Genomic DNA, 23,348 nt, shown 5'->3' on the forward strand with positions numbered 1-23,348 from the left:
CGTCTTTCATCCCTTGAATCCGCTGTTGACGTAGCCTTCTTGGACGTAGCGCTGCGCCACCAGATAGGCCAGGAAGATGGGCAGCAGGGCCACAGTCGAGCCTGCGAACATGACGCTGAGCGGTACGTCCTGCCGCTGCAGCGAGGCAATCCCGACCGTCAGGGTCCACATCTCGCTGCGCCTGCCCACGACCAACGGCCACAGGAAGTCGTTCCAGTGCCACAGGAAGACGAAGATCCCGAGCGTGGCCAGGACGGGCCGGCACAGGGGCAGCACGATGCGCCAGAACACCATGAACTCGCTGGCGCCATCGACGCGAGCAGCCTCGAACAGCTCGTCCGGGAGGCCACGGATGAACTGGCGCATCAGGAAGACGGCCTGGGTGTTCGCGAGCGTCGGCAGGATCAGCCCCCAGTAGGTGTTTACCCCCTTCAGGCCGGCGATCAGCATGAACGTGGGGATCAGAGTGACGTGGAAGGGCACCATCAGCATCGACAGGAAGGACCAGAAGATCGTCTCCCGGCCCGGGAAACGCTTCTTGGCGAAGGCATAACCGGCCAGGGAGGAGACGAACAGCACCGCCGCCACCGAGACCAGTGAGTAGACCAGGGTGTTGAGCAGCCATATGGGTAGGTCCTGGTCGGAAAGCACCTGCCGGTAGGAGTCGAGGGAGATGCCGCTGAAGGGCCATAGCGCACCGGGAAGTTCGATGGTGGTGTTTGGCTTCAGGCTGAGCACCACCATCGCATAGAACGGGAACAGGCACGCGGCAGCGACCAGCGAAAGCCCCACCCAGCGGATCATGATGCCCGGGCCGCCAGGCTGCAGGGTCCGGTAGGGACGGCGTCCGCGGCTCCTCATGACCGCCGCCCCAGGAAGAGACGCTGGATCAGTGCGACCACCAGGGTCATGACGAACAGGGCGACCCCGGCCGCGGCGGCGTAGCCGTAGTCGGAATACCGGAAGCCCTGGTCGTACAGGAGGAAGACCATCGAGTAGCTGGCGTTCGCCGGACCGCCGCTGGTCATGACGTAGATCACGTCGAAGACCTGGAACGCGAAGGTGACCTCGATGACGGCCAGGAAGAACAGGGCCGGCCTGATGGTCGGCAGGAGGATGTGACGGAAACGGCTCCACGCCCCGGCGCCGTCCATCAGCGCCGCCTCCTCCAGGTCCAGTGGGACCTCCTGCAACGCGGCGACCAGAATCAGCATGCCGTACCCGAACCGCGACCAGACGCCGACCACGATGACGGCGGGCATCACCAGGACGGTGCTTGCCAGCCAGGAGCCCCCGAGCCCGAAGGGCGCCATCAGGTCCGACCATGGCCCTTCCGTGGAGAAGATCCACTTGAGCACCGAGCCGACCAGCGCCAGCGACGTGATGAACGGCAGGAAGAAGACCGAGCGGAAGAATCGCGACCCCCTGAACCCCCGGCGCACCCCCAGGGCCAGCAGCGTCGACAGGCATAGTGAGATGGGCGCCGAGAACACGACGAAGACCAGGGTCACCGACAGCGCCTGCCAGAAGGCGGGATCGCGTGCCAGCCGGGTGAAGTTGCTGAACCCGGCCCAGCTGAGCGGGCCTCCCACCCCGGACTTGAACAGGCTCAGCGCCAGCCCGGCCAGGGCAGGGCCGAACCGGAACACCAGGAACAGCGCCAGCGCCGGCAGGACGAACAGCAGGCCGATGCGCGCATCTGTCCTGGCTAGTGGGGTGTGCTTGGCGGGAAGGTCGGGTCGCAAGCTACCGAAACCTCATCTGATGAGCGGTTTTGCGGCCTCGGCAGCAGCGTCGAGGGCCTGCTGCGGTGTCTTCTGCCCCATCAGGGCCGCCTGGATTTCCGGGGAAAGAACCCCCATGACCTGACGAGCAGCCCGATGTGGCTCCCCGAACTTCACGTTGGGCAGGGTCTGCTCGACCTTCTCCTGGACCGGGTCGCCCGCATACAGCAGGTGCGAGTTCTTCACCGGGGAGAAGTAGCCACCGGCCTTGAGATAGTCGACGGAGTTCACGGGATCGGTGACGAAGGCGGCGAACCGGCCGGCGGCGTCCTTGTGCTTGGCGTCCTTGAGCACCGCCAGCGAGCCGACCGTGCCGTAGGCGACGGACTGCTCGCCTTTGAGCGGGGGCAGGACGATGAGGTCCTCCGGTGGCACATACTTGGCGAGATCGCTGGCGGGGATCGACCAGGTGCAGCCGGTGCGGCCGGCGACGAAGGCGGTCTGCTCGGTGTTGACGGCAGTGGTCAGGGAGTCGGCTTCAAGGGCGTTCGCCTCCGCGAGTCCGGTGAGGAACTCAAGGGCCCTGACTCCCTGCGGGGAGTTGAAAGCCGGCTGCCCGTTCGCGTCGAAAACGGATCCGCCGGCCTGCCACAGCAGAGGGTAGAAGGACATGTTCAGGGTCTGGCTGGGGTCGGCGGAGTAGGTGATGGCATACATGTCCTTGGCTGTGAACTCCGGTGCCATCTGGGTCACGTCGTCCCAGGTGCTCGGGTACGTGGTGACTCCGGCGGTCTTGAAGGCCTCGGCGTTGCAGACCAGAGGGTTCGAGCTGGTCAGCAGCGGAGCCCCCAGCATCCTGCCCTCGACGGTGACAGCCTGCCTGACGTTGGGAAGCAGATCGTTCTTCCGGGTCTCACTGAGCTGGGTGTCCACCGGCTCTATGGCGTCCGCGTAGGTGGAGAGCTGGTCGGGGACGAGATAGACCAGGTCAGGCCCGCTGTGCGACGCGATGGCCGTCTGGATGGACTCGTCCCGTTTGGGCCAGGGGAAGAATTTGACATCGACCTTGACGCCCGGGTTCGCCTGGCTGAACTTGGTGGTCAGATTCTCCCAGAGCTCCTTGTGCTTGGCCTCGTCGTTGATGGCCTGATACATCCAGACGGTGACCGACTGCTCACCGGAATCGGTGTCGCTGCTGCCACATCCGGTCATGGCGATCAGCGTGGCCATGGCGAATGCCGCCGCCTGCATGAACTTCTTCATGGCCTGTGACCCCTTGGTTGACCTCGGTTGCTGTAAGGGGATTCCGCGGACAGGGGGAGGGGTGGCCGCGGAATCCAGAATTATCATAGCCAGGTGTGAAAAGTGTGGGGCAAGTATCTCTGAAAAAAGTTGAAAATTCTGTTATACAGGTGTGATAATGTTGTGGGCGACATGTGCGTTCCCGCGCCGGTGCGGAGATATTGAGAAGCCTGAAAGGAGCAGCGATGCAGTCTTCGACTGCGGTCAGGGCTGCCACATGGCTGCGCGACACCCAGCCAGCCGGGATCACCACTCTGGCCCGCGACCTCAGCCTTTCCCGCACCTCGGTGGAGAATGCCCTCGCTGTCTTGGAAGGCCACGACCTGGTCGTCGGTGTGCCAGGCAGGCCCCATGGGGCTGGCCGTCCGGCCCGTCATTTCGCGTTCCACGCGGCCAGCGGCCTGGTGGCGGGCATCGACATCGGCGTCTATAGCCTGCGCGTGGTGGTGGCTGATCTCGCGGGAACCACCATGGTCGCCTCCACCAGCGAGGGCGTTGACCCGTCGCTCGGCCCGGCGGAGCAACTCGACGTGGTCATCAGGCAGCTGCGCGATACCCTCGCCGGCCTCGACCCCAGGCAGCTGCGCGCGATCGGGATCTCGCTTCCCGGCATCGTCGATGGCGCGGGAAACGTGGTCGCCTCCGTGATCTTCCCGACCTGGGTGGGGTTCGACCTGGTCGGTGAGCTGGGAGACAGGTTCGGCTGTCCCGTCGTCATCGACAACGGGGTCCGGTTGGCGACGGTCGCTGAGCATCACATGGGCTCTGGGCGGCGTTTCGACGACGTGCTGTACCTCTCGGTGGGGGCACGGGTCGCCGCCGGCCTCATCCTCGGTGGGCAGCCGCGGCGGGGCGCCCACAACGTGGCGGGAGACATCGGGAGGGTCGCCTTCCGCGGGATCAACGAGCGCACCGGGCAGATCCGCTGGCGCTGCGCCAACACCGCCAAGAAGGTCTTCGAGCTGGCCCGTGGCCATGATGCCCAAGCCATGAGGGAGCTGAGTGAATTCATCGACGAGCTGGGGCGGGGGATCGCGACGGTGGTGATGGCCATCGACCCCGCGGTCGTGGTCATCGGCGGTGGCATGTCCCTGGCCGACGAGGAGCTGCTCGATCCGCTCCGGGAGTCGATGCAACGGCACATCGGCCTTCCACTGGGGCTGCCCGTCATCGCTTCCCGGCTGGGCGCTGAGGCCGCGGTGCACGGTGCCCTGATCTTCGCCTTCACGCAGTGCGCCGGGCAGATCTACAAGGTTGGCCCCCTGCCACCTCCGACGATCACGCCGATGACTGAGCGCCGGTTGCCCCAGTGACTTCTGCGCCATAGTCTTCTGCCAATCCATCAGACCGTCCCGAAGGAGTGTTCATGCCGGTCCTGATACCGCTTCCATCTGCCGTCGAGTGGGGTGTGGGGGAGTACCTGCTGACGGAGCGGACCACCATAGGCTGCCGCGCCGGTGCGAGCCCTCAGGAGGCAGAGGCCGCCAGTGCGGTGCGCCTGGTGCTGGCCGAGACCACCGGTCTGCCGCTGCCCGCCGCCGATGACCCCGGCATCCTCGTGAGCCTCGATCCCGGCCTGCCGGCAGAGGGGTATCGCCTTGAGGTGCGCCCTGACGGGGTGAGCATCACCGCCGCCGACCGGCGGGGGGCGCTCTGGGCGGCCCAGACCCTGCTGCAGCTGGGTCCCGACGACGTCTACGCCGTCCCGCTGGGCAAGAGCGTCCCGCTGGCCGCCGCCCGCATCGAGGATGCCCCCCGGTTCGCCAGGCGCGGCGCAATGCTCGACTCGTCACGGCACTTCCTGCAGGTCGCCGAGGTGCTTGACTTCATCGACTGGATGGCCCGGCACAAGCTCAACGTCTTCCACTGGCACCTGACTGACGACCAGGGCTGGCGGGTCGCGTCGGACCGCTATCCGCTGCTGGCCGAGAAAGCCAGCTGGCGGTCCAAGACCTCGAACCGGGTGTGGGGTGACGACGGCACCCCGCACGGCGGCTACTACACCCTGCAGCAGATCGCCGCGGTCGCTGAGTATGCCCGGCAGCGGGGCATCGAGACCGTCCCCGAGATTGATTTCCCCGGTCACGCCACCGCGGTGCTGGCCGCCTATCCGCAGTTTGCCACCGACCCGAGCGGCCTGGACGGGGTGGCCCACTACCCGACGATCTTCGACAACGTCCTCAACTTCTCCCCGGAGTCCCTGGAGTTCGTCCATGAGATCTGGTCCGAGGTGATCGAAGCGACGGGCGCCCGCTACGTCCACATCGGCGGCGACGAGGTGCCGACGGTGCACTGGGAGGCCTCCGAGGAGGTCGCGCAGCGGGCGAGGGAGTTCGGCGTCGACGATCCGGGCTCGATCCAGCGCTGGTTTACGCTGCACATGCGGGACTGGCTGAACGAGCGCGGCGTGACCCCGATCGGCTGGGACGAGGTCGTCGACCCCGGTCCGGTCGCCGGCATGGTCTGCCAGTCCTGGCGCGGCGCGGAGCAGGGGGTGAAGGCGGCGACGCAGGGCATGGACGTGATCATGAGCCCCTGCAGCCACACCTACTTCGACTTCTACCAGTCCGATGCGCGGGAGGAACCCTACGGGCAGGGTGACGTGACGACGCTGGAGAAGGCCTACAGCTTCGATCCCCTGGAGGGCATCACACCGGAGGCCGCGGACCACATCCTGGGCACCCAGTTCCAGCTGTGGTCGGAGTTCCTGCCCAGCTACCGGGCAGTGCAGTATGCGGCGTGGCCGCGGGGCTGTGCGCTGGCGGAGGTCGCCTGGTCGTCGCCTCAGGGGCGGGACTTCGCGGAGTTCTCAGAGCGCATCGCCGGGCACCTGAGGCGCTTCGAGGCGGCGGGCGTCAACTACCGTCCGCTGTCCGGCCCGCATCCCTGGCAGGAGGGCGGCACCGGCTGGCGCCGCCGTCCACCGGAGGACTAAACGCGGCGAGCAGCCTGGAGGTCTCGTCCCTGGTGATGGGCCTTCAGATGAACCGGTGGCTGGGCCGTCTCAGACGGCCCAGCCACCGGGTGTGAATCGCGCCAAAGAGGCTGTTATGGGGCCACGTGCAGCACCACGGGCCAGTTGGTGCCCTGGCCCTGCTGCGAGTAGTCGTAGAAGTTCGTGTTCAACCACTTGCCGCCCTGCAGGTGCTGGGCCTGCGACTCGGTGAAGGCCGCCGGCCAGGTGAAGCCGTAGGCCGAACCGTTCTTATGGGCCGCGAACTTCCAGCGGCTGCTGCCCTCCGGCTTCAGCTCCAGGTCATAGGTGCCACCGGCCTTGAGAGTCACATCCTTGTCCAGTTCCACGTCACGCCAGACGAAATTGACGATGTTGTAACTGCTGACGGAGAACGTCTTGTAATCGGGGGTGGGCTGGCTGATCTGTCCTGCTGCCAGCTCGGTGCTCCCCTCCAATAGCCGCCACCGCAGATTGCCGGCCGCGGTTGCCACGGCCGCCACGGACAGGCCGCTGATCTTCTTGTCGGCGGAGGGCTTGAACTGCTCGCGGACGGGCTTGTCGCTGGTCGCCTCGTAGGTCCTTGGCTTCGGACTGTCAACGCTGCCGCTCTCCATATCAGACATGCCCTGGGTGGCGCCGTCGGCTGTCGTCAGCTGCATGATGGGAACCATCAGGTTGGGGCCGGAACCCTCAGAAGTGAGGTTCTTCCACTGCCAGGTGTCCTTCGAGCCCTTGGCGCGGAGGCCCAGGAGCGTTGACCAGTCCGTGAAGTTGAGCCAACGGCACGGCCGCCCCAGCTCCCTCTTGACGCCGGTATTGTTGCTGCTGATGAAGTTTGCCTCCGGGTTGGAGTCGGTGTTCTCCATCACCACGTGGTATAGCTCGCCCTTGACGAGCGGAACCGGGCTGGATTCGAAGGCGATCTCAGGGAACTGGGAAGTTCGTTGCTGTGGCAAACCGGGAACGTAGGTTCCTGTTGCCAGAGGCTTGCCATTGAAATCGGGGAGGTGATTCTCGCTGCCATCGTCCGGCAGCACGGTGATCTTGATGCGGCCGCCATTTCCCTGGGCGTAGCCGCTGCCGCCGGATTCAAAGTACAGCCGCAGCTTTTGCAGATTGCCGGCTATGAGGGCCCGGAACCGGTTGGAGATGCTGTGCTCGTACTTGTCCTTGGGCGGCACTCCGATGATCGTGTTGCTCAGAGAGGTCAAGGTGCACACCCCTGGTCCGTAGAGGCGGCCGAACTCGGTGGAGTCCAGGCGCAGCCCGCCCTCGACCGGCTTCACTAGCCGGGAGCCACTGCCTCCGGCTTCGGGGGATGAGGGAGCCGTCGGGGACGGAGAGGGGGTTGAGTCGGCGTGGGCCAGCGTGCTGGAGATTCCCAGCGTCGCTGCGACCGACAGGCCCAGCGCGCCGAACGAGCGGCGCGACAGGCGGGGTTGATGCGGGAAGAAGCTGTTCAATGCAGTACTCGTTTCCCTCGTTGCCTGGCACCCGATCCTATCGACCCATAGCTGTGATACTGTGTCATCCGAATGGCCGAATTCTCGTTGGCGGAATCGCTCAGGCCGTCGGTTTGAACGTCTCCATCGTGACCAGGCCGTCGGGGCCAAAGTGCAGGGCCCGCACCTCCGAGACCACCATCGGCTTCTCCTTGACGCCAAGGCCCGCGTACATCTCCGGCAGCACCGGGCGGTGGCCACACACCGCGGTCGGGCAGTCGAGGCCTTTCAGCAGCTCCGCCATGAGCTTGCGGACCGCCTTCGGGTTCTTCGCCGCCGACTCCTCAGTGAGCTGGTCATAGGTCTCGATTGTGAGCTTGCTGGCCTTCGCGTAGGGCCCCAGGGTCTTCTTGCAGCGAGCCGCCGCGGAGCTGACCAGGCGTTCGACCCCGAAGGCCGCTAGCACGTCCACGAGACGTTTGGCCTGGCCCCGGCCCCGGCCGGACAGGCTCCGCTTCTGGTCCTCCCCGGACCAGTGCTTGCGCTGCATCGCCTTGGCATGCCGGACGATCAACAGCGCGTTGGTCGGCGGGGCCGCGACGGCCGCCTCGATCACGGCGCGCTCATCGGGGTAGGTGAGCTTCTCGAGGGCGGCCTCGACGGGTAGCCACTTGACCGCCGACACCTCGTCGTCGGGACGGCGGGGACGCTGCGAGACGACCTCGGAGCGCCAGTAGTGGACGGCCTTCGGCCCCTTGGAGACCTTGTAGCGCACGCTCGGCAGCCGTAGGTCCAGGCGGGACGCCACCCCGGTCTCCTCCCGGATCTCGCGGACGGCGGTCTCTGGCAGCAGCTCGTCGGTCTCCCGCTTGCCTTTGGGCAGCGACCAGTCGTCGTAGCGGTCGCGGTGGATGAGCAGCACCTGCAGGCCACTGGTGTGCTGGCGCAGCACCACCCCGCCCGCAGAGACGATCTTCGGCTTCTTGCTCATCGGTGCCGCCTGCCCCGGGTGAGCCGGATCAGTTCCTCCTGCAGGTCGGTGAGCGGTTTCCCTCCGGAATCGGTGGTGTGGGCGCTCCAGATGCGGTCCCTCAGCTCCCAGTGGACGGTGCCGTCGTCGAAGGCGCGGTCGAAGAGCTCCCTGATCTGGTCGATGTGCTCCGGGTTCGACAGCCCGACGATGGCCTCGACCCGCCGGTCCAGATTGCGGTGCATCAGGTCCGCCGACCCGATCCCGACGTTCGGTTTCCCGCCCGCCTCGAACCAGTAGACGCGGGAGTGTTCCAGGAAACGTCCCAGGACGGAACGTACCCGGATGTTCTCGCTGAGCCCCTCCACCCCGGGCCGGATGGTGCAGATGCCGCGCACCCATACGTCGACTCTCACGCCCGCCTGGGAGGCGCGGTAGAGCGCGTCGATGACGGCCTCGTCGACGATCGAGTTCACCTTGATCCGGATCCCGGAGGGCCGCCCGGCTGCGTGATGCGCGATCTCGCCCTCGATGCGTTCCAGCAGGCCGCTGCGGATCCCGTGCGGGGCCACGAGCAGCCGCCGGTACTCGGTCTGGTGGGTGATCCCCGACAGGTGGTTGAACAGCCGCGCCACGTCGTCGGTGATCACGGGATTGGCGGTCAGCAGCCCCATGTCCTCGTAGTTGCGGGCGGTCTTGGGATGGTAGTTGCCGGTGCCGATGTGCGCGTAGCGGCGCAGCCCGCCCGACTCCTCCCGCACCACCAGCGACAGCTTGCAGTGGGTCTTCAGCCCGACCATGCCGTAGACGACATGCACGCCCGCCTGCTCCAGCTGCCGGGCCCAGGAGATGTTGTTCTGCTCGTCGAAGCGCGCTTTGATCTCGACGACCGCCAGCACCTGCTTGCCGACCTGCGCGGCCTCGATGAGCGCGTCGACGATGGGGGAGTCGCCGGAGGTGCGGTAGAGGGTTTGCTTGATGGCCAGCACCGCCGGGTCGGCGGCAGCCTGCTCGATGAAGCGCTGCACACTGGTGGCGAATGAGTCGTAGGGGTGCTGCACCAGCACGTCGCGGCGTTTCAACGCCTTGAACATGTCGGCGGGCAGCGCTGACTCCACCTCCGCGAGATCCGGGTGGGTGATCGGCAGGAAGCCTGGGTATTTGAGGTCCTCGCGGTTCGAGTCGCCGAGCGCGAACAGGCCCGTCAGGTCGAGGGGAGCGGGCAGGTGGAAGACCTCGTCCTGGGCGACGTCGAGCTCGCCGATGATGGTGGCGAGCATCGTCTCGTCGATGTCGTCCTCGACCTCCAGCCGGACGGGGGGACGTCCCACCTTGCTGCGCAGCAGCTCCTTCTCCAGGGCATACAGGAGGTTCTCGGCGTCGTCCTCCTCCACCTCGATGTCCTCGTTGCGGGTGACCCGGAACGTGGCGTGGTCCAGCACCTCCATGCCTGCGAACAGCTGTCTCAGATGCCGGGAGATGATCTCCTCCAGAGGGACAAAACGTCCCTCCGCGAGCTTGACGAAACGCGACAGGTTGGTGGGCACCTTCACCCGGGCGAACTGCCTGGCGCCCGTCGCCGGGTTGCGCAGCAGCACCGCCAGGTTCACCGACAGTCCCGAGATGTAGGGGAACGGATGCGACGGATCGACCGCGAGGGGCGTCAGGACCGGGAAGATCCGCTCCCCGAACAGGGTGCGCATCCGGTCCTTCTCAGCAGCGTTCAGCTCATCCCAGGTGAGGATCTCGATGCCCTCGTCCCGCAGCTGGGGGCGGATCTCCTCCTGGAACAGCCTGGACTGCTCGGCGACGAGCTCCGCGGTACGGCGCAGGATCGAGGCGTGCAGCTCACCTGGCCGGGCACCGGTGATGGTGGTCACCGCCACTCCCGCCTGGATGCGGCGTTTCAGCCCCGCGACCCGCACCATGAAGAACTCGTCGAGGTTGTTGGAGAAGATCGCCAGGAACTTCACACGCTCCAGCAGCGGGATGCGCTGGGAGTCGCGGGCCAGGTCCAGCACCCGGTCGTTGAAATCTAGCCAGGCCAGCTCCCGGTCCAGGTAGCGGTTTTCGGGCAGGTTGTCGGCCATGACTCACGCTCCTGCCCGGTAGCTGGTGTCGGCGGTCAGGACGCGGAAGCCGGCGGCTTTGTATAGCGCCACCACCCGCTCCTCGGCGGCCTCCACGTACAATTCGACACGCTCGCAGCCGGCATCCCGCAGATACGCCAGGCCTGCCTCCAGCAGCGCCCGCCCCAGCCCGCCGCCGCCATGGCCGGGCTGCACCGCCAGGACGTAGACCTCCCCCAGGGTCGCGTCGTGGCGTTTCGTCCAATGGAAGCCGGTGGTCTGACCGTCGCGGTGAGCCACCAGCAGGCCAGCGGGGTCGAACCATGGTTGCCTGGTCAGCGCGTAGAAGTCGTCGATGCTCAGACGGCCCTGCTCGGGATGGTGTGCAAACGCGGCCCGGTTCACCGCCATCACCCCCTCCGCGTCGGCTGGCTGGAAAGGAAGAATGTGGTAGCCAGCCGGTGCCGGGACGGGGACGCCCACAGCCAGCGACCGGCCCATCCGCAGCAGTTCGCGCACGGGCTGGAGCCCCAGCTTCGCCGCCACGGCACGGGCCGCAGGCAGGGTGCGGAAGGCCCAGACCGAGTGCTCCGGACGGGCCGCGACGGCGTCGGAGACCAGCGCCGTTCCAGTTCCCCTGCCACGGGCGTCAGGGGCGACGGCCACCAGGATCGCGCCGTCGTGGTCGTCGAGGATCGCGACGCCATTGTCCCGGGTGAGCACCTCGCCCCGCCGGGCGCCGTCGAGCACCAGGCGGGCAGAGTCGTTGAGGGGGCTGAAACCGTCGTGCGCCTCGCAGGCTGCCGCGATCTCGCGGGGGGTGAGTTCAGGCATCGTGATCCTCCCAACGTGCCGTGAACCGGTAACCGACGTTGCGTACGGTTCCGATGAAATGGTCGAGCTGGCCGAGCTTCGCCCGCAGCCGCCGGATGTGGACGTCGATGGTGCGGGTGCCACCGAAATAGTCGTAGCCCCAGACCTTGCTGAGCAGCACCTCACGGCTCAGCACCTTGCCCTGGTGCTGCACGAGGTAGCGCAGCAGCTCGAACTCGGTGTAGGTCAGGTCTAGCGGCTCTCCCGAGATGGTTGCGTAGTAGGCGTCCTCGTCGATGCGGATGGGCCCGGCGCTCAGGATGTGCGGCAGGTCGCCTGAGTTCAGCAGCAGCCGCAGCCGCGCCTCCACCTCGGCCGCCTCGCAGCCGTCGGACACGAAATCCGAGAATCCCCAGTCGCGGCTGAGCAGTCCGAGAGATGGGCCGGGGGCGAGAAGCAGCATGGGAATCCCGGGGCGGGTCTGGCGGATGATCCTGGTCGCGGTGCGTGCCCAGGGCAGGTCGCTGCGGCCGTCGACGAGCACGACGTCGACGGCGTCGATCCGCCGCAGGGCCTCCTCCGCGCTCGCGGCGGTGCTGAGGTCATGGTTCAGCAGCGACAGGAAGTCGGGGACCGGGCTGGCGGGGGAGACCAGAAGAATCGAGCTCACCGTCACCTCCCAGTCTTGTGCGAGTCCCTATCGTATCCGGGGGAACGGCATGGCGTTGCCGTGGCCAGCCTGAGGGATCGGCGTAGCATGACCCCATGCCAAAGAGCCTGCCCGATGAGTACTTCCGGCAGAGCACCACAGAGTCCTCGGACGTGCGTTCGGCTTCGTCAGGTGGTGGTGCATCGCTCTCGTCGAAGAGCCGGGGTCCCAAGTCCTCGGGGATTCCCCTGTGGCTGGCGTTGACCAGCTGCCTGGTCGCGGCTTTGGTCGGTTTGGCCGGCGTCCAGGTGGTGAAGTGGCAGGAGGCTGCCAGTCCCTCGACGACCCCGACGCCGAGCCTGGCGGCCAGTGGCGGCCTGGACTTGACGCCCTACGACGGCCAGGTCAGGCCGGTCATGGCCACTGATGCGAAGGGGCAGTGTTCGCAGGGGGGAACGGGACTGGCGATCACGCTCCTGGACTCCCGGCCTGACACGATCTGGCGTTGCCAGGGAGCCGGGGTGGGGGAGACGGTGAACTTCTTGTTCCCCGCGGACACGGAGCTGGTGGGGGTGCGAATCGTCAATGGCGATGTCACCGGGCAGGCCTATCTCGCAGGGCGTCGGATCATGGAGGTGCGCTGGACCTTCGCGGATGGCTCCTGGGCGGTGCAGCCGCTCGAGGCCAATCACCCGGCGGACCAGGAGGTGCGGTTCCCGCCTGTGACGACCAGCAGCGTCCTGCTGACGGTGCTCTCCAGTACCGAGCCCGGGGAATCCGGAACCGACAACAACGCCATCGCCATCTCACGGGTGGAGTTTCTGGGGCGTGGCTGAGGATTGACGCTCCATGACATCGCTTGTTGTTCTCACACTGGGACTGCTGACGATCGCAGCCGCCAATGCGGTCAGCCCCAGGTTGCGTGTCCCACCCGCTCTGCTTCTTGTGGCTGTAGGGGTTCTGGCGGGCCTCTCGGGGCTGGTGCCCAGCCTGGCCCTGGACCCTGAGGTGGAGCTTGCTGTGCTGCTGCCTGCGCTGCTCTATGCAGCTGCGGCATCCATGCCAGCTACCGTGTTCCGACGCGAGTTCACGACGGTGAAGTCGTTGTCGCTGGTCCTGGTCGTCGTGACGGCCTTGGTTCTCGGTTTGCTGTTCTGGTGGCTGATCCCAGGGCTCGGATTCGGTTGGGGGTCGCGCTGGGAGCGGCGCTTGCCCCCACGGACTCGGTGACACCCGGGATTGCCCGGGCCGCAGGGCTGCGTGGACGGGTGCTCTCGGTGGTGGGATTCGTGACGTTGCTGTTCGTGCGTATCAACTTCATGCAGCCAGTGCTGCGGAGCATGGACCGGCGGCTTCACCGCGACGTCCAGCGTCGCGTCAGAGTCGAGACCAGGAGACAGAGCCTGCCGGGGGATAAGGTTCATCCCAGGTGGGAATCGAGGTTGCGCCGCTGGTTCGCGGACATCGCCTATCAGTCGGCTGAGCCGCTTGGCCGGAACTCAGGGTTCTTGATCGCGTGGGCTGGGGTTCGCGGAGCCCTGTCCCTAGCAGCCGTCCACACTCTCCCCGAGACCATGCCGCACCGGGGGATGGCGACCCTGGTGGCCTTCACGATCGTGCTTTTATCGCTGCTGGTGCAAGGACTCACCCTGCCCTTGGCCGCCAGGCGGCTTGCGGCGCCTCGCGACCTTGAGGCTCAGCAACAGCAGGCGCAACGCCTGGTCGCCTACCTGGAGGAGGCCGCGTCTGAGCCTGCCGCGGCTCATCCCGGCCAGGCGACGGCCCGCACTGACCCGCGGTATGCCGCCCTCGCGCGAGCCCGGGATGAGGGTGGCTTCGATATCGAGGTGCTCGATGCTGCGCTGCGCCGCCTGGACGCGGGAGAACTGGCTGAGGCGGCTGGGCACTGACCTGAGGCCGGCTCTATGACCGGACGGCCGTCTCCACTCAGATGCCTGCTAACCCAGGACAGACAGCCCGTGTGGGAGTGTCCATGAATGCACTATCGCAGTGGCGGCCTCCTACACGATGTAAAATCAGCGCCTTACAAACGATTTCAGGTTCAGTTTTATCCTATGGCCTGCGTCGATACCGAATCCGTATACAGGAAGAGGAATTCACAATGACATCACATCCTCCCAGCGCTCTGGACAGTGCTGTCGTCGAGCCCGGGAGCTCCCGCTGGAAGCCGGATACCCTCCGCAGCGGGCCCTCGAAGGAGGACCGTGGCCTGCTTGGTCACCCCAGAGGCCTGCCCTGGATGCTTAACGTTGAGTTGTGGGAGCGTTTCTCGTACTACGGGATGCGCGCCATCCTGTTGTATTTCATCACCGATACCGTGGCCAACGGCGGTATGGGATTCGACAACAACACAGGCCAGGTCATCCTGGCGGCCTATGGTGCCGCCGTATACCTGCTGACGATCCCCGGCGGGATCTTCGCCGACCGGATCATTGGGCCATGGCCATCAGTGCTCTACGGCGGCGTCGTCATTATGGCGGGCCATCTGTGCCTGGCCGGCCCCACCGGCGCGCTGTCGTGGATCGGCATCGTCCTGGTCGCGGTCGGCACTGGTTTCATCAAGCCGAATCTCTCAACGATCGTCGGCGGGCTGTATGACGACAAGGACCTGCGGCGTGACGCCGGTTTCCAGCTGTTCTACATGTCGATTAACATCGGCTCCTTCTTCTCCCCGCTGGTCACCGGTGGCCTGCGGGCTGCCTACGGTTACCACGCGGGCTTCGTCGCGGCGGCGGTCGGCATGGCCCTTGCCCTCGTGGCTTTCTTCTACGGGCGGAGCAAGCTTTCAAACTTCGCCTTCAACATCCCCAACCCGGTGCGGGGCGCGGAGCGCCGGAGGCTGTTCTTGATCTCGGTGGCCGTCGTTGCAGGCTGTGGTCTTCTCTTTGGGATCCTCTACCTGCTCACCGGGATGTCCTCAGCGGTCGCCTACACACTGTTCATCATCGCTACGGGTGCGTCGATCGCCTACTTCGTCATCATGCTCTGCTCGCCCAGGGTCACCGCTGTGGAGCGCAAGCACCTGCGGGCCTACATCGCGCTGTGGATCGGCGCTGTGCTGTTCTGGATGATCTTCGAGCAGGCCTCGGGCAAGATGGCCACGTTCGCCAAGTACAACACGGACGGCGCCACCCCGTTCTTCGGGTGGGCCTTCAGCCCCGAGGCCTACCAGTCCGTGAACCCGGCCACCGTCATCATCCTGGCCCCGGTCATGGGCTGGATCTTCACCAAGCGCGCGGGCAAGTTCCCCTCCACCGTGGTGAAGTTCGCGACCGCCGTGCTCATCATCGGGCTGTCCGCCATCCTGCTTGGTTTCGGATTCCAGTCCTGGCCGGGCGGCGCGACTCTCGCGCCGTGGTGGTTCCTGGTGATGGTCTTCGTCGTCCAGACCGTCGGTGAGCTGTGCCTGTCCCCGGTGGGCCTGGCCACCACCACCGCGCTGGCGCCCAAGAACTTCGCATCCCAGGCGATGGCGTTGTGGGGGTTGGCCGCGGCTACTGGCCAGAGCATCGCAGCCGTCATCATCGAAGGCACCAGCGAAGTCAGCGACGCCGTCTACTACTACGGGTTGGGCATTCTCACGGTCATCGTTGCCGTTGGCCTGTTCGCGGTCGCCCCGTGGACGCAGCGGCAGATGGCAGACGTCGGCGTGACCGCTGAGAGCAAGTAGCCACGTTAGGCCTGGGGTATCCCACGCCACAGCGCCGGGCGTGGGATACCGGGGGGGGGATTGCTCGGCGCGAGATGGCGTCTCAGAGGTGTCGTAGCGCTTCGGCGTAGCCGGGCGAGAGCAGACTCATCCCGACCACCAGGCGCTGGTGCGCGACCTCCAGCCGGCAGCCGTTGCTCAGATCCCAGCGGGCTTTGCTGGCGACGTCGGAGCGGCTCAGGGCTGGTTTGCCCCACAGCTTGGTTCCGGCGAAGACGTAGCTGGTGTAGGCGTCGTTGATGAAGGTGTCCCATTCCGGTGAGGGATCCGGCTGCGTGTCGGTCAGGCACAGGCTGATCAGGTCTAGCCCGTCCTGCTCATTCGTCATGATGACGGCCAGGGCTGGCTGGTTGACGGGCAGGCCGGTGCGGTAACGGCCGTCCTGCCTGCTGAATCCCGCCTCGGCTAGGAGCACATCCAGGACGGGCGGCCTGAGGGGCCACTGCTGTTTTGTCCAGTAGCGGGCCAGGGCTATGAAGTAGTTGGGGGTGACTGCATTCCAGGTCATGGGGCCTCTGGGATGGGCAGGTCGAGGGTGGTGTCGAGTCGGAAGCTGTTGATGGTGATCTCGTCGGCGGATACCCCCTTGACCACCTGGTAGCGGACCTCGGCGGTGCCTGCCGTGATCGCGTCCGCGACCGGATTGCCGGAGGGGGCCTGGGCCAGGAAGTCACGTAGCCCGGTCTCGTAGCGGTCGTCGAGACGCACCAGGTGGTTCAGGTACTGGGATGTCCCCTGCTCGTAGAGCCTGCCGGCGAGGAGAATCATCCTCAGCTCGTCACCGGGCCCCTGGCCCTCGTAGAAGGTGATGCGAGGTGGGTCGCCAGCGACGGTGGCGCGGTACTGCTGCTCCCAGGGCAGATAGCTGGCCCGGCCGACGATGACCTGTTCCCGCCGGCTGGCGATGAGGTCGTCCATCACCTGTTGCCCGATCTGATGGCTGGCCTTCCTCATGCCGTAGCTGGACTTGTGGGCCGCGACCGCTGCCGCGCGCAGGTCGTCGGCCTGCTCCCCGGTCAGGCGGCCGGAGGCCGCGAGCCAGCGGATGACATCCTCGACGTCCTCCGCGGCGGGATCGTCCAGGAGCCTCCCCGCGGAGTCGTTGCCAGTACCCCGGCCCTTCCCTCCAGCCATGGCCCCCAGTCTGCCACCTGGACAGAATCGCTGGGGGCGTCAAGGACCCAAGCCCTCGACGCCCCCAGCGGACCAGGTCAGCAGCAGCGGCTCGATATCTGACGGCCCTGGCGGTCGTATTCGGCGCGCCAGAACTCGCGCTCGGTGAGTGGCTCTCCACAGCCGTGGCGCCGGTGGTGGGCCAGGTACTGCTGGTACTTGTTGGCCCCCACGACCCCATTGACGAACCACGTGACGCGGCGCCAGATGGTCGTGAGCCTCGCCCGGACGGTGTGCATCAGTGGCTGCCACCCCGCAGGTCGGCCTCGGGATGCTCTGTGTAGTAGTCGTTCCACTGCTTGACCAGCTCCTTCTCGGACGCGGTGGCCGACATGCCCGCGGGAGCGTAGATCTCCGACTGCACCGGCGGGTCTTCCGTGTCGGCTCCGCCGCCGGCCAGGACAGCCCGGATCGCCTGCCACACGCACATGGCGATCACGACCAGGGCGCAGGCCAGGAAGATCACCGACAGCGTCGTCTGCACAGCGGTGTTGCGGACCACAGCCTCCATCGCCGCGGTCCCCTTCACCCCGCCCAGCTCGGTGAGCCCATCCCTGAGGGCATCCGCGTACCGGTTGTGGTTCGCCCAGTAGCCGACCTTCGGGTCGGGGCTGAAGATCTTCAGGAACGACCCGGTGATGGTGACCACAGCTGTAAAGGCCAGCGGCACCGCGATGATCAGCAGCGTCCATGTGCGTCCGCGCCGGGCGAAGATCGTCAGGCACACCGCCAGCGCGATGGCGGCCAGCAGCTGGTTCGCGACCCCGAACAGCGGGAAGAACGTGTTGATGCCGCCGAGTGGGTCGGTGACGCCGAGCAGCAGGATTGAACCCCAGCCTGCGACCATCAGGCCGGTCGTCAGGTAGCTGCCGGGTTTCCAGTTCGCCTCGCGGAACCTCGGGTGGAGGTTGCCTAGCGCGTCCGAGAGCATGAACCGGGCCACGCGGGTCCCGGCGTCCACCGAGGTGAGGATGAACAGGGCCTCGAACATGATCGCGAAGTGGTACCAGAAGCTCATCATCGCCGGGCCGCCGAACCATTGGTGCATGATGCCGGCCAGGCCCACCGCCAGCGTCGGCGCGCCGCCCGTGCGGGAGACGACGGAGTGCTCCCCGACCTGCTGGGCCACGCTGGTCAGCTGGTCTGGGGTCAGGTGCACGCCGGTCAGCCCCAGGTTGTTGACGAATGCCACTGCGCCCTCGACCGTCCCGCCGGTCGCGGCGAGGGAGGAGTTCATCGCGTAGTAGATGCCCTGGTCCACCGACAGCGCTGCGACGAGCGCCATGATCGCGACGAACGACTCCATCAGCATGCCGCCGTAGCCGATGAACCTGGTCTGGCGTTCCTTCTCGATCAGTTTGGGCGTGGTCCCGGACGAGATCATCGCATGAAAACCCGAGAGGGCACCGCAGGCGATGGTCACGAACAGGAACGGGAAGAGTGAGCCGCTGAACACCGGGCCGTCGGGACGGGACGCCCAGACGGTGACGGCTGGGACGTGGATGTCAGGACGCACCACGACGATGGCGATGGCCAGCATCGCGATGGTCCCGACCTTCATGAAGGTCGACAGGTAGTCGCGCGGCGCGAGCAGGAGCCACACCGGCAGCACCGCGGCGATGAAACCGTAGATGATGATGGCCCAGGCGAGCGTCAGGCGGTCCAGGTGGAACAGGGCCTGGCCCCAGTCGGTGTTCGCCACCCAGCCACCGCCGATGATCGCGGCCAGCAGCAGCACGACGCCGATCAGAGACACCTCAGCGACCTTGCCCGGCCGGATGTACCGCAGGTAGACGCCCATGAATAACGCGATCGGGATGGTCATGCCGACGCTGAACACGCCCCAGGTGCTCTCGCCGAGCGAGTTGACCACCACGAGCGCCAGGATCGCGATGATGATGAGCATGATCACCATGGTCGCGATCAGGGCGGCGGCCCCGCCGAAGCGGCCGAGCTCGTCCTTGGCCATCTGCCCGAGCGAGCGGCCGCCGCGGCGCATGGAGCAGAACAGCACCACATAGTCCTGGACCGCCCCGGCGAAGACCACCCCGACGATGATCCAGATCGTCCCGGGCAGATAGCCCATCTGCGCGGACAGCACCGGGCCGACCAGCGGGCCGGCCCCGGCGATCGCCGCGAAATGGTGCCCGTAGAGGATCCGCCGGTCGGTCGGGACGAAGTCGTGCCCGTCATGGTGGTATTCGCCTGGGGTGGCGCGGCGGTCGTCGGGTTTGGTGAGCCATTTCTCAATGACCTGGGCATAGAACCGGTTGGCGATGAAATAGGAACACACCGCAGCGAATACAAACCAGATTCCGTTGATCGTCTCGCCCCTGATCAGGGCGATCATCACCCACGATGCGCCTCCGAGGAGGGCTATCGCGGTCCAGATCGCGATTTTCACCGGAGTGAGGCGCTGCTCACGCTCCACGGTCTCCTCGGGCAGTGCGACGGGAGGAGTCTTGTCCGGCTGATCAGTCAGCACTGGTGAAGTTGTCACTGCCGTATTCCTTCACAATCGTCTTTGATGTCGACCGTCTTTGATGTTGATTCCCAGATCCCGCCCCTATCAGCGAGATCCCGGAAAGCAGGTTTTCCGCCAGGAACCTGAGTTTTATGACCGTAGCACTTGGAGACCGGCCGAAACAGGTCATTCCCAGTGATCTGTGTCTATCAGAATGGTCACAGGGCCGTCATTGACGGATGTGACCTGCATGTCTGCTCCGAAACGGCCGCGCCCGACGGTCGCTCCCAGGCGTTCCAGCTCGGTGGCCAGCGCCTCCACGAGAGGCTCGGAGACCACGCCCGGGGCGGCTTTCGACCAGCCGGGCCGGCGGCCCTTGCGGGTGCTGGCGAACAACGTGAACTGGCTGACCACCAGGATCGGGGCATCGACATCGCTGGCGGAGACCTCGTCGCGTAGGATCCGCAGGCCCCAGATCTTCGCGGCCAGGGACGTGGCCGCGGCAGCGTCGTCGTCGTGGCCGACGCCGACCAGCACCAGCAGTCCGGGGCGGGGGAGTTCACCCACCACCTCGCCGCCGACTGAGACGCTCGCGGACAGGACCCGGGTGATGACAGCACGCATGGATGTTGTCTACCACGCTTGCTTGGTGTTTGGCCCACGCGCTGGTTCCCGACCTGGCGAGGTGGTGCCGGGTAGGGTTGCGGTCTGTGGGAACAATCGCTGCGTGGGTGCTGGTGGTGGCTGCGGCCGGGATCGCGGTCGCCTCGCTGGCGCTCGCCGCCGTCAAGGCGCTGCGGAGAAAGGACTGAGGATGGAAGGCTTCCAGAACATCGACATCGAGGTGCCGGAGGGCCTGAGCCCGGAACTCATCGCCCTGGGCTGGCTGGTCGGCGTGTGGGAGGGGACCGGAAACGGCACCGACCATGAGGGAAACGACTTCACCTACGAACAGCGGATCGAGTTCACCCACAACGGCGGCGACTACCTGTTCTACGTCTCCCAGGTCTTCGGCATGGGGGAGGACGGCAAGTTCGACCAGCCGCTCGGCATGGAGACCGGCTTCTGGCGGCCGAAGCCCGACGCTTCCCTGGAGGTGACGCTCACGAGCTCCGACGGCTGGACCGAGGTGCTGGTCGGCAAGATCCAAGTCACTCGTATTGACCTGCTGACCGACGCCGTCGTGCGCACCGAGAGCGCCGCCGTCAGCCACACGTCGGGACAGCGCCTGTATGGCAAGGTCGAGGGCGACCTGATGTATGCCCTTGACCGCTCCACCGCCGACCACGAGCTGCGACCCCACATGTGGGCTCGCCTGGCGAAGCAGTGACCAGAGTTCTCGTCGAGGACGGGGTGGACGCCGGCCTCGTGTGGCATCACGGCAACCCCGTCGCCGAGGCGCGGGCCATCGAGGCTGGGTCCGCGGTGGTCGACCTGCTGAACCGGGAGGTCGTCGAGATCTCCGGTCCCGACCGGCTGGGCTGGATGCACTCGCTGACCTCGCAGCACCTTGAGTCGCTGGAGCCAGGGGAGTCTTTCGAGGCGCTGGTGCTCTCGCCGAACGGGCACATCGAGCATGTGCTGGCTGGCCTGGATGACGGCGAGCGCATGCTCGCCTGGACCGAACCCGGCCGGGGAGCGGCCCTGGTGGACTTCCTGGAGCGGATGAGGTTCATGATGCGGGTGGAGGTCGGGCTCCGCGACGACCTGCGCCTGGCGTGGGCCGGCGACGGGGTGACGATCCCCGCCGGCTGGGCTGCCCGGCCCGCGCTCGGGGGACGCGAGGTGTTCCGGCCCGCTGACGCCCCCCTGCCTGAGGGTGTGCCAGCTGGGGTGTGGGCTTTCGACGCGCACCGCATCGCCTCTGGGACGCCGAGGATCTTCGCCGACACCGATGCCCGCACCATCCCGAATGAGATCGGGCTGTTCGGGACCCACCTCGACAAGGGCTGCTATCGCGGTCAGGAGACCGTGGCCCGCGTTCACAACCTGGGCCGCCCGCCCCGTCGGCTGACGCTGCTGCACCTCGACGGCTCCGCTGAGGCGTTGCCCGCTCCCGGGGCCGCCTTGGAGCTGAACGGTAGGCAGGTGGGTTTCGCCGGATCGTCGGCCCGCCACCACGAGCTGGGGCCAATTGCCCTCGGCCTCGTCAAACGGGCCATCCCCGTCGATGCGACCCTCACCGCCGACGGGATCGCGGCTGCGCAGGAGACCCTGGTGGACCCGGAGGTCGGCCTGCACTTCCGGGCCAGGCTGCGCTGATTCTCACGATTGTCATAGACAACCAGGCGGCGTTCCTTGGATGGGGACGCCGCCTGGTGGGTTGTTGAACCGGGTCTGGTCAGAGGGCCGCGATGGCGGCCTCGTAGTCGGGTTCCTGCTTGATCTCGGGAACCAGCTGGCTGTGGATCACGTTGCCCTGCTCGTCGAGGACGACGACGGCGCGGGCCAGGAGACCCTCAAGCGGGCCGGTGACCATCGTGACCCCGTAGTCCTCGCCGAAGGTGGTGCGGAAGTCGGAAGCGGTGGTCACGTTGTCGATTCCCTCGGCCCCGCAGAAGCGTGCCTGCGCGAACGGCAGGTCGCGGGAGACGCACAGCACCTTGGTGTTGGCCAGTCCGGCGGCGCGCTCGTTGAAGGTGCGCACGCTCATGGCGCACACGCCTGTGTCGACGGAGGGGAAGATGTTGAGGATCAGCCTGGAGCCGGCGAAGTCGGCGAGCGAGACGGGAGACAGGTCATTGCCCACCAGCTTGAAGCCCGGTGCCTTGGAGCCGGCCGCGGGCAGTGAGCCGTGGGTGCGGACGGGGGTTCCGTCCAGGGTGATATCAGTCATGGGTAAATCATCGCCCATTGTGGGTGGCGATGAAAGAAACCGGACGGCGTGGCCGGCATCTACCAGCGCATGTGACGACGTGACAAGCTTGGGGTATGAACCAGAACCTGCGTGAATTCATCGACATGGTGCGCGACCAGGGGTACACCGTCGGCGATGTTCACGGCGAGGACCAATATCTCATCGACCCGATGGGTGATGCCGTTGAGACATGGCGCGACAAATACCCTTATGACGCTCTTCTCAGCCGCAATGAATATGAGTCGGAGAAGCGGCAGCTGCAGATCGAGTTATTGAAGTTCCAGTATTCGGCGCAGGACAACGGCACCAAGCACATCATCGTGTTCGAGGGCCGTGACGCAGCGGGCAAGGGAGGTGCCATCAAACGCTTCACCGAGCATCTCAACCCGCGCGGGGCGCGGGTCGTGGCGCTGACCAAACCGACGGAGAAGGAACGCGGGCAGTGGTATTTCCAGCGCTATATCGAGCATCTCCCGACGGCGGGGGAGATCGTGCTGTTCGACCGCTCCTGGTACAACCGCGCTGGAGTGGAGCGGGTGATGGGGTTCTGCACCGATGAGGAGTACCGCACCTTCATGAGGCAGGCGCCGGTGTTCGAGCAGATGCTCATCGAGTCCGGGATCACGGTGACGAAACTGTGGTTCTCCGTCACCCAGCGGGAACAGCGCACCCGGTTCGCGATCCGGCAGCTCGACCCTGTGCGACGCTGGAAGCTCTCGCCCATGGACCTGGAGTCCCTCGACCGCTGGGAGGACTACACCCAGGCCAAGAGCGCCATGCTGAAGCAGACCGACACCGAGATCGCGCCGTGGTACCGCATCAAGTCCAACGACAAGAAACGCGCACGCCTGAACGCGATGCGCCTGTTCCTGGACCTCCACGAGTACGACGGCAAGGACCCCTCGGTCATCAAACCCACCGACCCGCTCATCGTGCAGCGGGGCCGCAAGAGGTGGGCGAAGAAGAACGCCGACGGCGAGATCGTCCAGTCCGACGAGAACGAGGACTGACGGGCCGGCCATCCCACGACGTTGAAAAATTCCGCATCGGATGTAGGAATTTTCCTACATTCGATGTAGAAAAATTCCGATCAGGGGGGTGTTGAGCCATGGCTGCCTAGCATCCAGGGCAATCGAGCAGGCGTTCGGGTCCCGGGCGCCGCGTCCGAGGCTGGAAAACACCGGCGGACTAACGCCACG

23 protein-coding genes are annotated in these 23,348 nt (G+C 66.3%); 9 read left to right on the forward strand and 14 right to left on the reverse strand.

Annotation, left to right across the window (positions count from 1 at the left end):
* Positions 1 to 6 precede the first annotated feature (6 nt).
* The 3 genes from SK1NUM_RS02585 to SK1NUM_RS02595 are packed head-to-tail and all read right to left on the reverse strand — an operon-like array spanning position 7 to position 2,987.
* Entirely contained in the window at positions 7 to 861 is an 855-nt protein-coding gene (locus SK1NUM_RS02585) for a carbohydrate ABC transporter permease (RefSeq protein WP_212324983.1), read from the reverse strand.
* Entirely contained in the window at positions 858 to 1,745 is an 888-nt protein-coding gene (locus tag SK1NUM_RS02590; RefSeq protein ID WP_212324985.1) for a carbohydrate ABC transporter permease, read from the reverse strand. Before SK1NUM_RS02590 ends, SK1NUM_RS02585 begins: the two co-directional genes overlap by 4 nt.
* Before the next feature lie 12 nt (positions 1,746 to 1,757).
* The gene (locus SK1NUM_RS02595; RefSeq protein ID WP_212324989.1) at positions 1,758 to 2,987 is read right to left on the reverse strand and encodes an ABC transporter substrate-binding protein; all 1,230 of its coding nucleotides are present in this window, start codon (positions 2,985 to 2,987) and stop codon (positions 1,758 to 1,760) included.
* A 224-nt stretch (positions 2,988 to 3,211) separates the two neighbouring features.
* Here SK1NUM_RS02595 and SK1NUM_RS02600 point away from each other — a divergent pair, with 224 nt between their 5' ends.
* Together SK1NUM_RS02600 and SK1NUM_RS02605 are read left to right on the forward strand one after the other, a co-directional pair.
* Positions 3,212 to 4,339, forward strand: coding sequence for an ROK family transcriptional regulator (locus SK1NUM_RS02600; protein ID WP_212324997.1), 1,128 nt, complete (start codon positions 3,212 to 3,214; stop codon positions 4,337 to 4,339).
* A gap of 53 nt (positions 4,340 to 4,392) precedes the next feature.
* Positions 4,393 to 5,961 carry a beta-N-acetylhexosaminidase gene (locus SK1NUM_RS02605; RefSeq protein ID WP_212324999.1) on the forward strand — a complete coding sequence of 523 codons (1,569 nt, stop codon included), beginning with the start codon at positions 4,393 to 4,395 and terminating at the stop codon, positions 5,959 to 5,961.
* A gap of 113 nt (positions 5,962 to 6,074) precedes the next feature.
* On the opposite strand, the gene SK1NUM_RS02610 is transcribed toward SK1NUM_RS02605, so the two are convergent.
* The 5 genes from SK1NUM_RS02610 to SK1NUM_RS15155 form a co-directional block, all read right to left on the reverse strand.
* Entirely contained in the window at positions 6,075 to 7,445 is a 1,371-nt protein-coding gene (locus tag SK1NUM_RS02610) for a hypothetical protein (RefSeq protein ID WP_212325001.1), read from the reverse strand.
* Between the two features lie 100 nt (positions 7,446 to 7,545).
* Positions 7,546 to 8,415 carry an NUDIX hydrolase gene (locus SK1NUM_RS02615; protein WP_212325003.1) on the reverse strand — a complete coding sequence of 290 codons (870 nt, stop codon included), beginning with the start codon at positions 8,413 to 8,415 and terminating at the stop codon, positions 7,546 to 7,548.
* On the reverse strand, positions 8,412 to 10,484 hold the full coding sequence (locus tag SK1NUM_RS02620) for an RNA degradosome polyphosphate kinase (RefSeq protein WP_212325005.1): 2,073 nt from the start codon (positions 10,482 to 10,484) through the stop codon (positions 8,412 to 8,414). Before SK1NUM_RS02620 ends, SK1NUM_RS02615 begins: the two co-directional genes overlap by 4 nt.
* Positions 10,485 to 10,487: 3 nt before the next feature.
* On the reverse strand, positions 10,488 to 11,297 hold the full coding sequence (gene mshD / locus SK1NUM_RS02625) for a mycothiol synthase (RefSeq protein WP_212325006.1): 810 nt from the start codon (positions 11,295 to 11,297) through the stop codon (positions 10,488 to 10,490).
* Positions 11,290 to 11,946 carry a winged helix-turn-helix transcriptional regulator gene (locus SK1NUM_RS15155; RefSeq protein WP_280526535.1) on the reverse strand — a complete coding sequence of 219 codons (657 nt, stop codon included), beginning with the start codon at positions 11,944 to 11,946 and terminating at the stop codon, positions 11,290 to 11,292. Before SK1NUM_RS15155 ends, mshD begins: the two co-directional genes overlap by 8 nt.
* A 95-nt stretch (positions 11,947 to 12,041) precedes the next feature.
* On the opposite strand from SK1NUM_RS15155, the gene SK1NUM_RS02635 reads away from it, so the two are divergent.
* The 4 genes from SK1NUM_RS02635 (at position 12,042) to SK1NUM_RS02650 (ending at position 15,616) form a co-directional block, all read left to right on the forward strand.
* Positions 12,042 to 12,761, forward strand: a complete 720-nt coding sequence (locus tag SK1NUM_RS02635) for an NADase-type glycan-binding domain-containing protein (protein ID WP_212325008.1) — start codon at positions 12,042 to 12,044, stop codon at positions 12,759 to 12,761.
* Between the two features lie 13 nt (positions 12,762 to 12,774).
* Entirely contained in the window at positions 12,775 to 13,155 is a 381-nt protein-coding gene (locus SK1NUM_RS02640) for a cation:proton antiporter domain-containing protein (RefSeq protein ID WP_212325010.1), read from the forward strand.
* The gene (locus SK1NUM_RS02645; protein ID WP_212325023.1) at positions 13,083 to 13,835 is read left to right on the forward strand and encodes a cation:proton antiporter; all 753 of its coding nucleotides are present in this window, start codon (positions 13,083 to 13,085) and stop codon (positions 13,833 to 13,835) included. The genes SK1NUM_RS02640 and SK1NUM_RS02645 overlap by 73 nt, the downstream gene beginning before the upstream one ends.
* Before the next feature lie 212 nt (positions 13,836 to 14,047).
* Positions 14,048 to 15,616, forward strand: coding sequence for a peptide MFS transporter (locus SK1NUM_RS02650; RefSeq protein ID WP_212325025.1), 1,569 nt, complete (start codon positions 14,048 to 14,050; stop codon positions 15,614 to 15,616).
* 82 nt (positions 15,617 to 15,698) lie between these two features.
* Here the strand turns inward: SK1NUM_RS02650 and SK1NUM_RS02655 are convergent, their stop codons facing one another.
* The 5 genes from SK1NUM_RS02655 to dtd form a co-directional block, all read right to left on the reverse strand.
* Entirely contained in the window at positions 15,699 to 16,163 is a 465-nt protein-coding gene (locus tag SK1NUM_RS02655) for a DUF6301 family protein (RefSeq protein WP_212325027.1), read from the reverse strand.
* Positions 16,160 to 16,789 (reverse strand): hypothetical protein, encoded by a 630-nt coding sequence (locus SK1NUM_RS02660; protein ID WP_212325029.1) that lies wholly within the window; start codon positions 16,787 to 16,789, stop codon positions 16,160 to 16,162. Before SK1NUM_RS02660 ends, SK1NUM_RS02655 begins: the two co-directional genes overlap by 4 nt.
* 77 nt (positions 16,790 to 16,866) lie before the next feature.
* Positions 16,867 to 17,067: a YbdD/YjiX family protein gene (locus tag SK1NUM_RS02665; RefSeq protein ID WP_212325031.1), complete on the reverse strand. Its 201-nt coding sequence runs from the start codon at positions 17,065 to 17,067 to the stop codon at positions 16,867 to 16,869.
* A complete protein-coding gene (locus tag SK1NUM_RS02670) occupies positions 17,067 to 19,178 on the reverse strand; it encodes a carbon starvation CstA family protein (protein ID WP_223927917.1) in 2,112 nt (703 codons plus the stop codon). The genes SK1NUM_RS02665 and SK1NUM_RS02670 overlap by 1 nt, the downstream gene beginning before the upstream one ends.
* A 300-nt stretch (positions 19,179 to 19,478) precedes the next feature.
* Positions 19,479 to 19,916, reverse strand: a complete 438-nt coding sequence (gene dtd, locus SK1NUM_RS02675; protein ID WP_212325042.1) for a D-aminoacyl-tRNA deacylase — start codon at positions 19,914 to 19,916, stop codon at positions 19,479 to 19,481.
* 190 nt (positions 19,917 to 20,106) lie between these two features.
* Here dtd and SK1NUM_RS02680 point away from each other — a divergent pair, with 190 nt between their 5' ends.
* Positions 20,107 to 20,622, forward strand: coding sequence for an FABP family protein (locus tag SK1NUM_RS02680; protein ID WP_212325044.1), 516 nt, complete (start codon positions 20,107 to 20,109; stop codon positions 20,620 to 20,622).
* Positions 20,619 to 21,554, forward strand: a complete 936-nt coding sequence (gene ygfZ / locus SK1NUM_RS02685) for a CAF17-like 4Fe-4S cluster assembly/insertion protein YgfZ (protein WP_212325046.1) — start codon at positions 20,619 to 20,621, stop codon at positions 21,552 to 21,554. Before SK1NUM_RS02680 ends, ygfZ begins: the two co-directional genes overlap by 4 nt.
* A gap of 79 nt (positions 21,555 to 21,633) precedes the next feature.
* Here ygfZ and tpx read toward each other — a convergent pair whose 3' ends face one another.
* Positions 21,634 to 22,128 (reverse strand): thiol peroxidase, encoded by a 495-nt coding sequence (gene tpx / locus SK1NUM_RS02690; protein WP_212325048.1) that lies wholly within the window; start codon positions 22,126 to 22,128, stop codon positions 21,634 to 21,636.
* Positions 22,129 to 22,223: 95 nt separating this feature from the next.
* Here tpx and ppk2 point away from each other — a divergent pair, with 95 nt between their 5' ends.
* Positions 22,224 to 23,159 (forward strand): polyphosphate kinase 2, encoded by a 936-nt coding sequence (ppk2, locus tag SK1NUM_RS02695; RefSeq protein ID WP_212325050.1) that lies wholly within the window; start codon positions 22,224 to 22,226, stop codon positions 23,157 to 23,159.
* The last annotated feature ends 189 nt before the right edge of the window (positions 23,160 to 23,348 follow it).

Origin of the sequence: Arachnia rubra (assembly GCF_019973735.1) — a bacterium.
GTDB lineage: Bacteria > Actinomycetota > Actinomycetes > Propionibacteriales > Propionibacteriaceae > Arachnia > Arachnia rubra.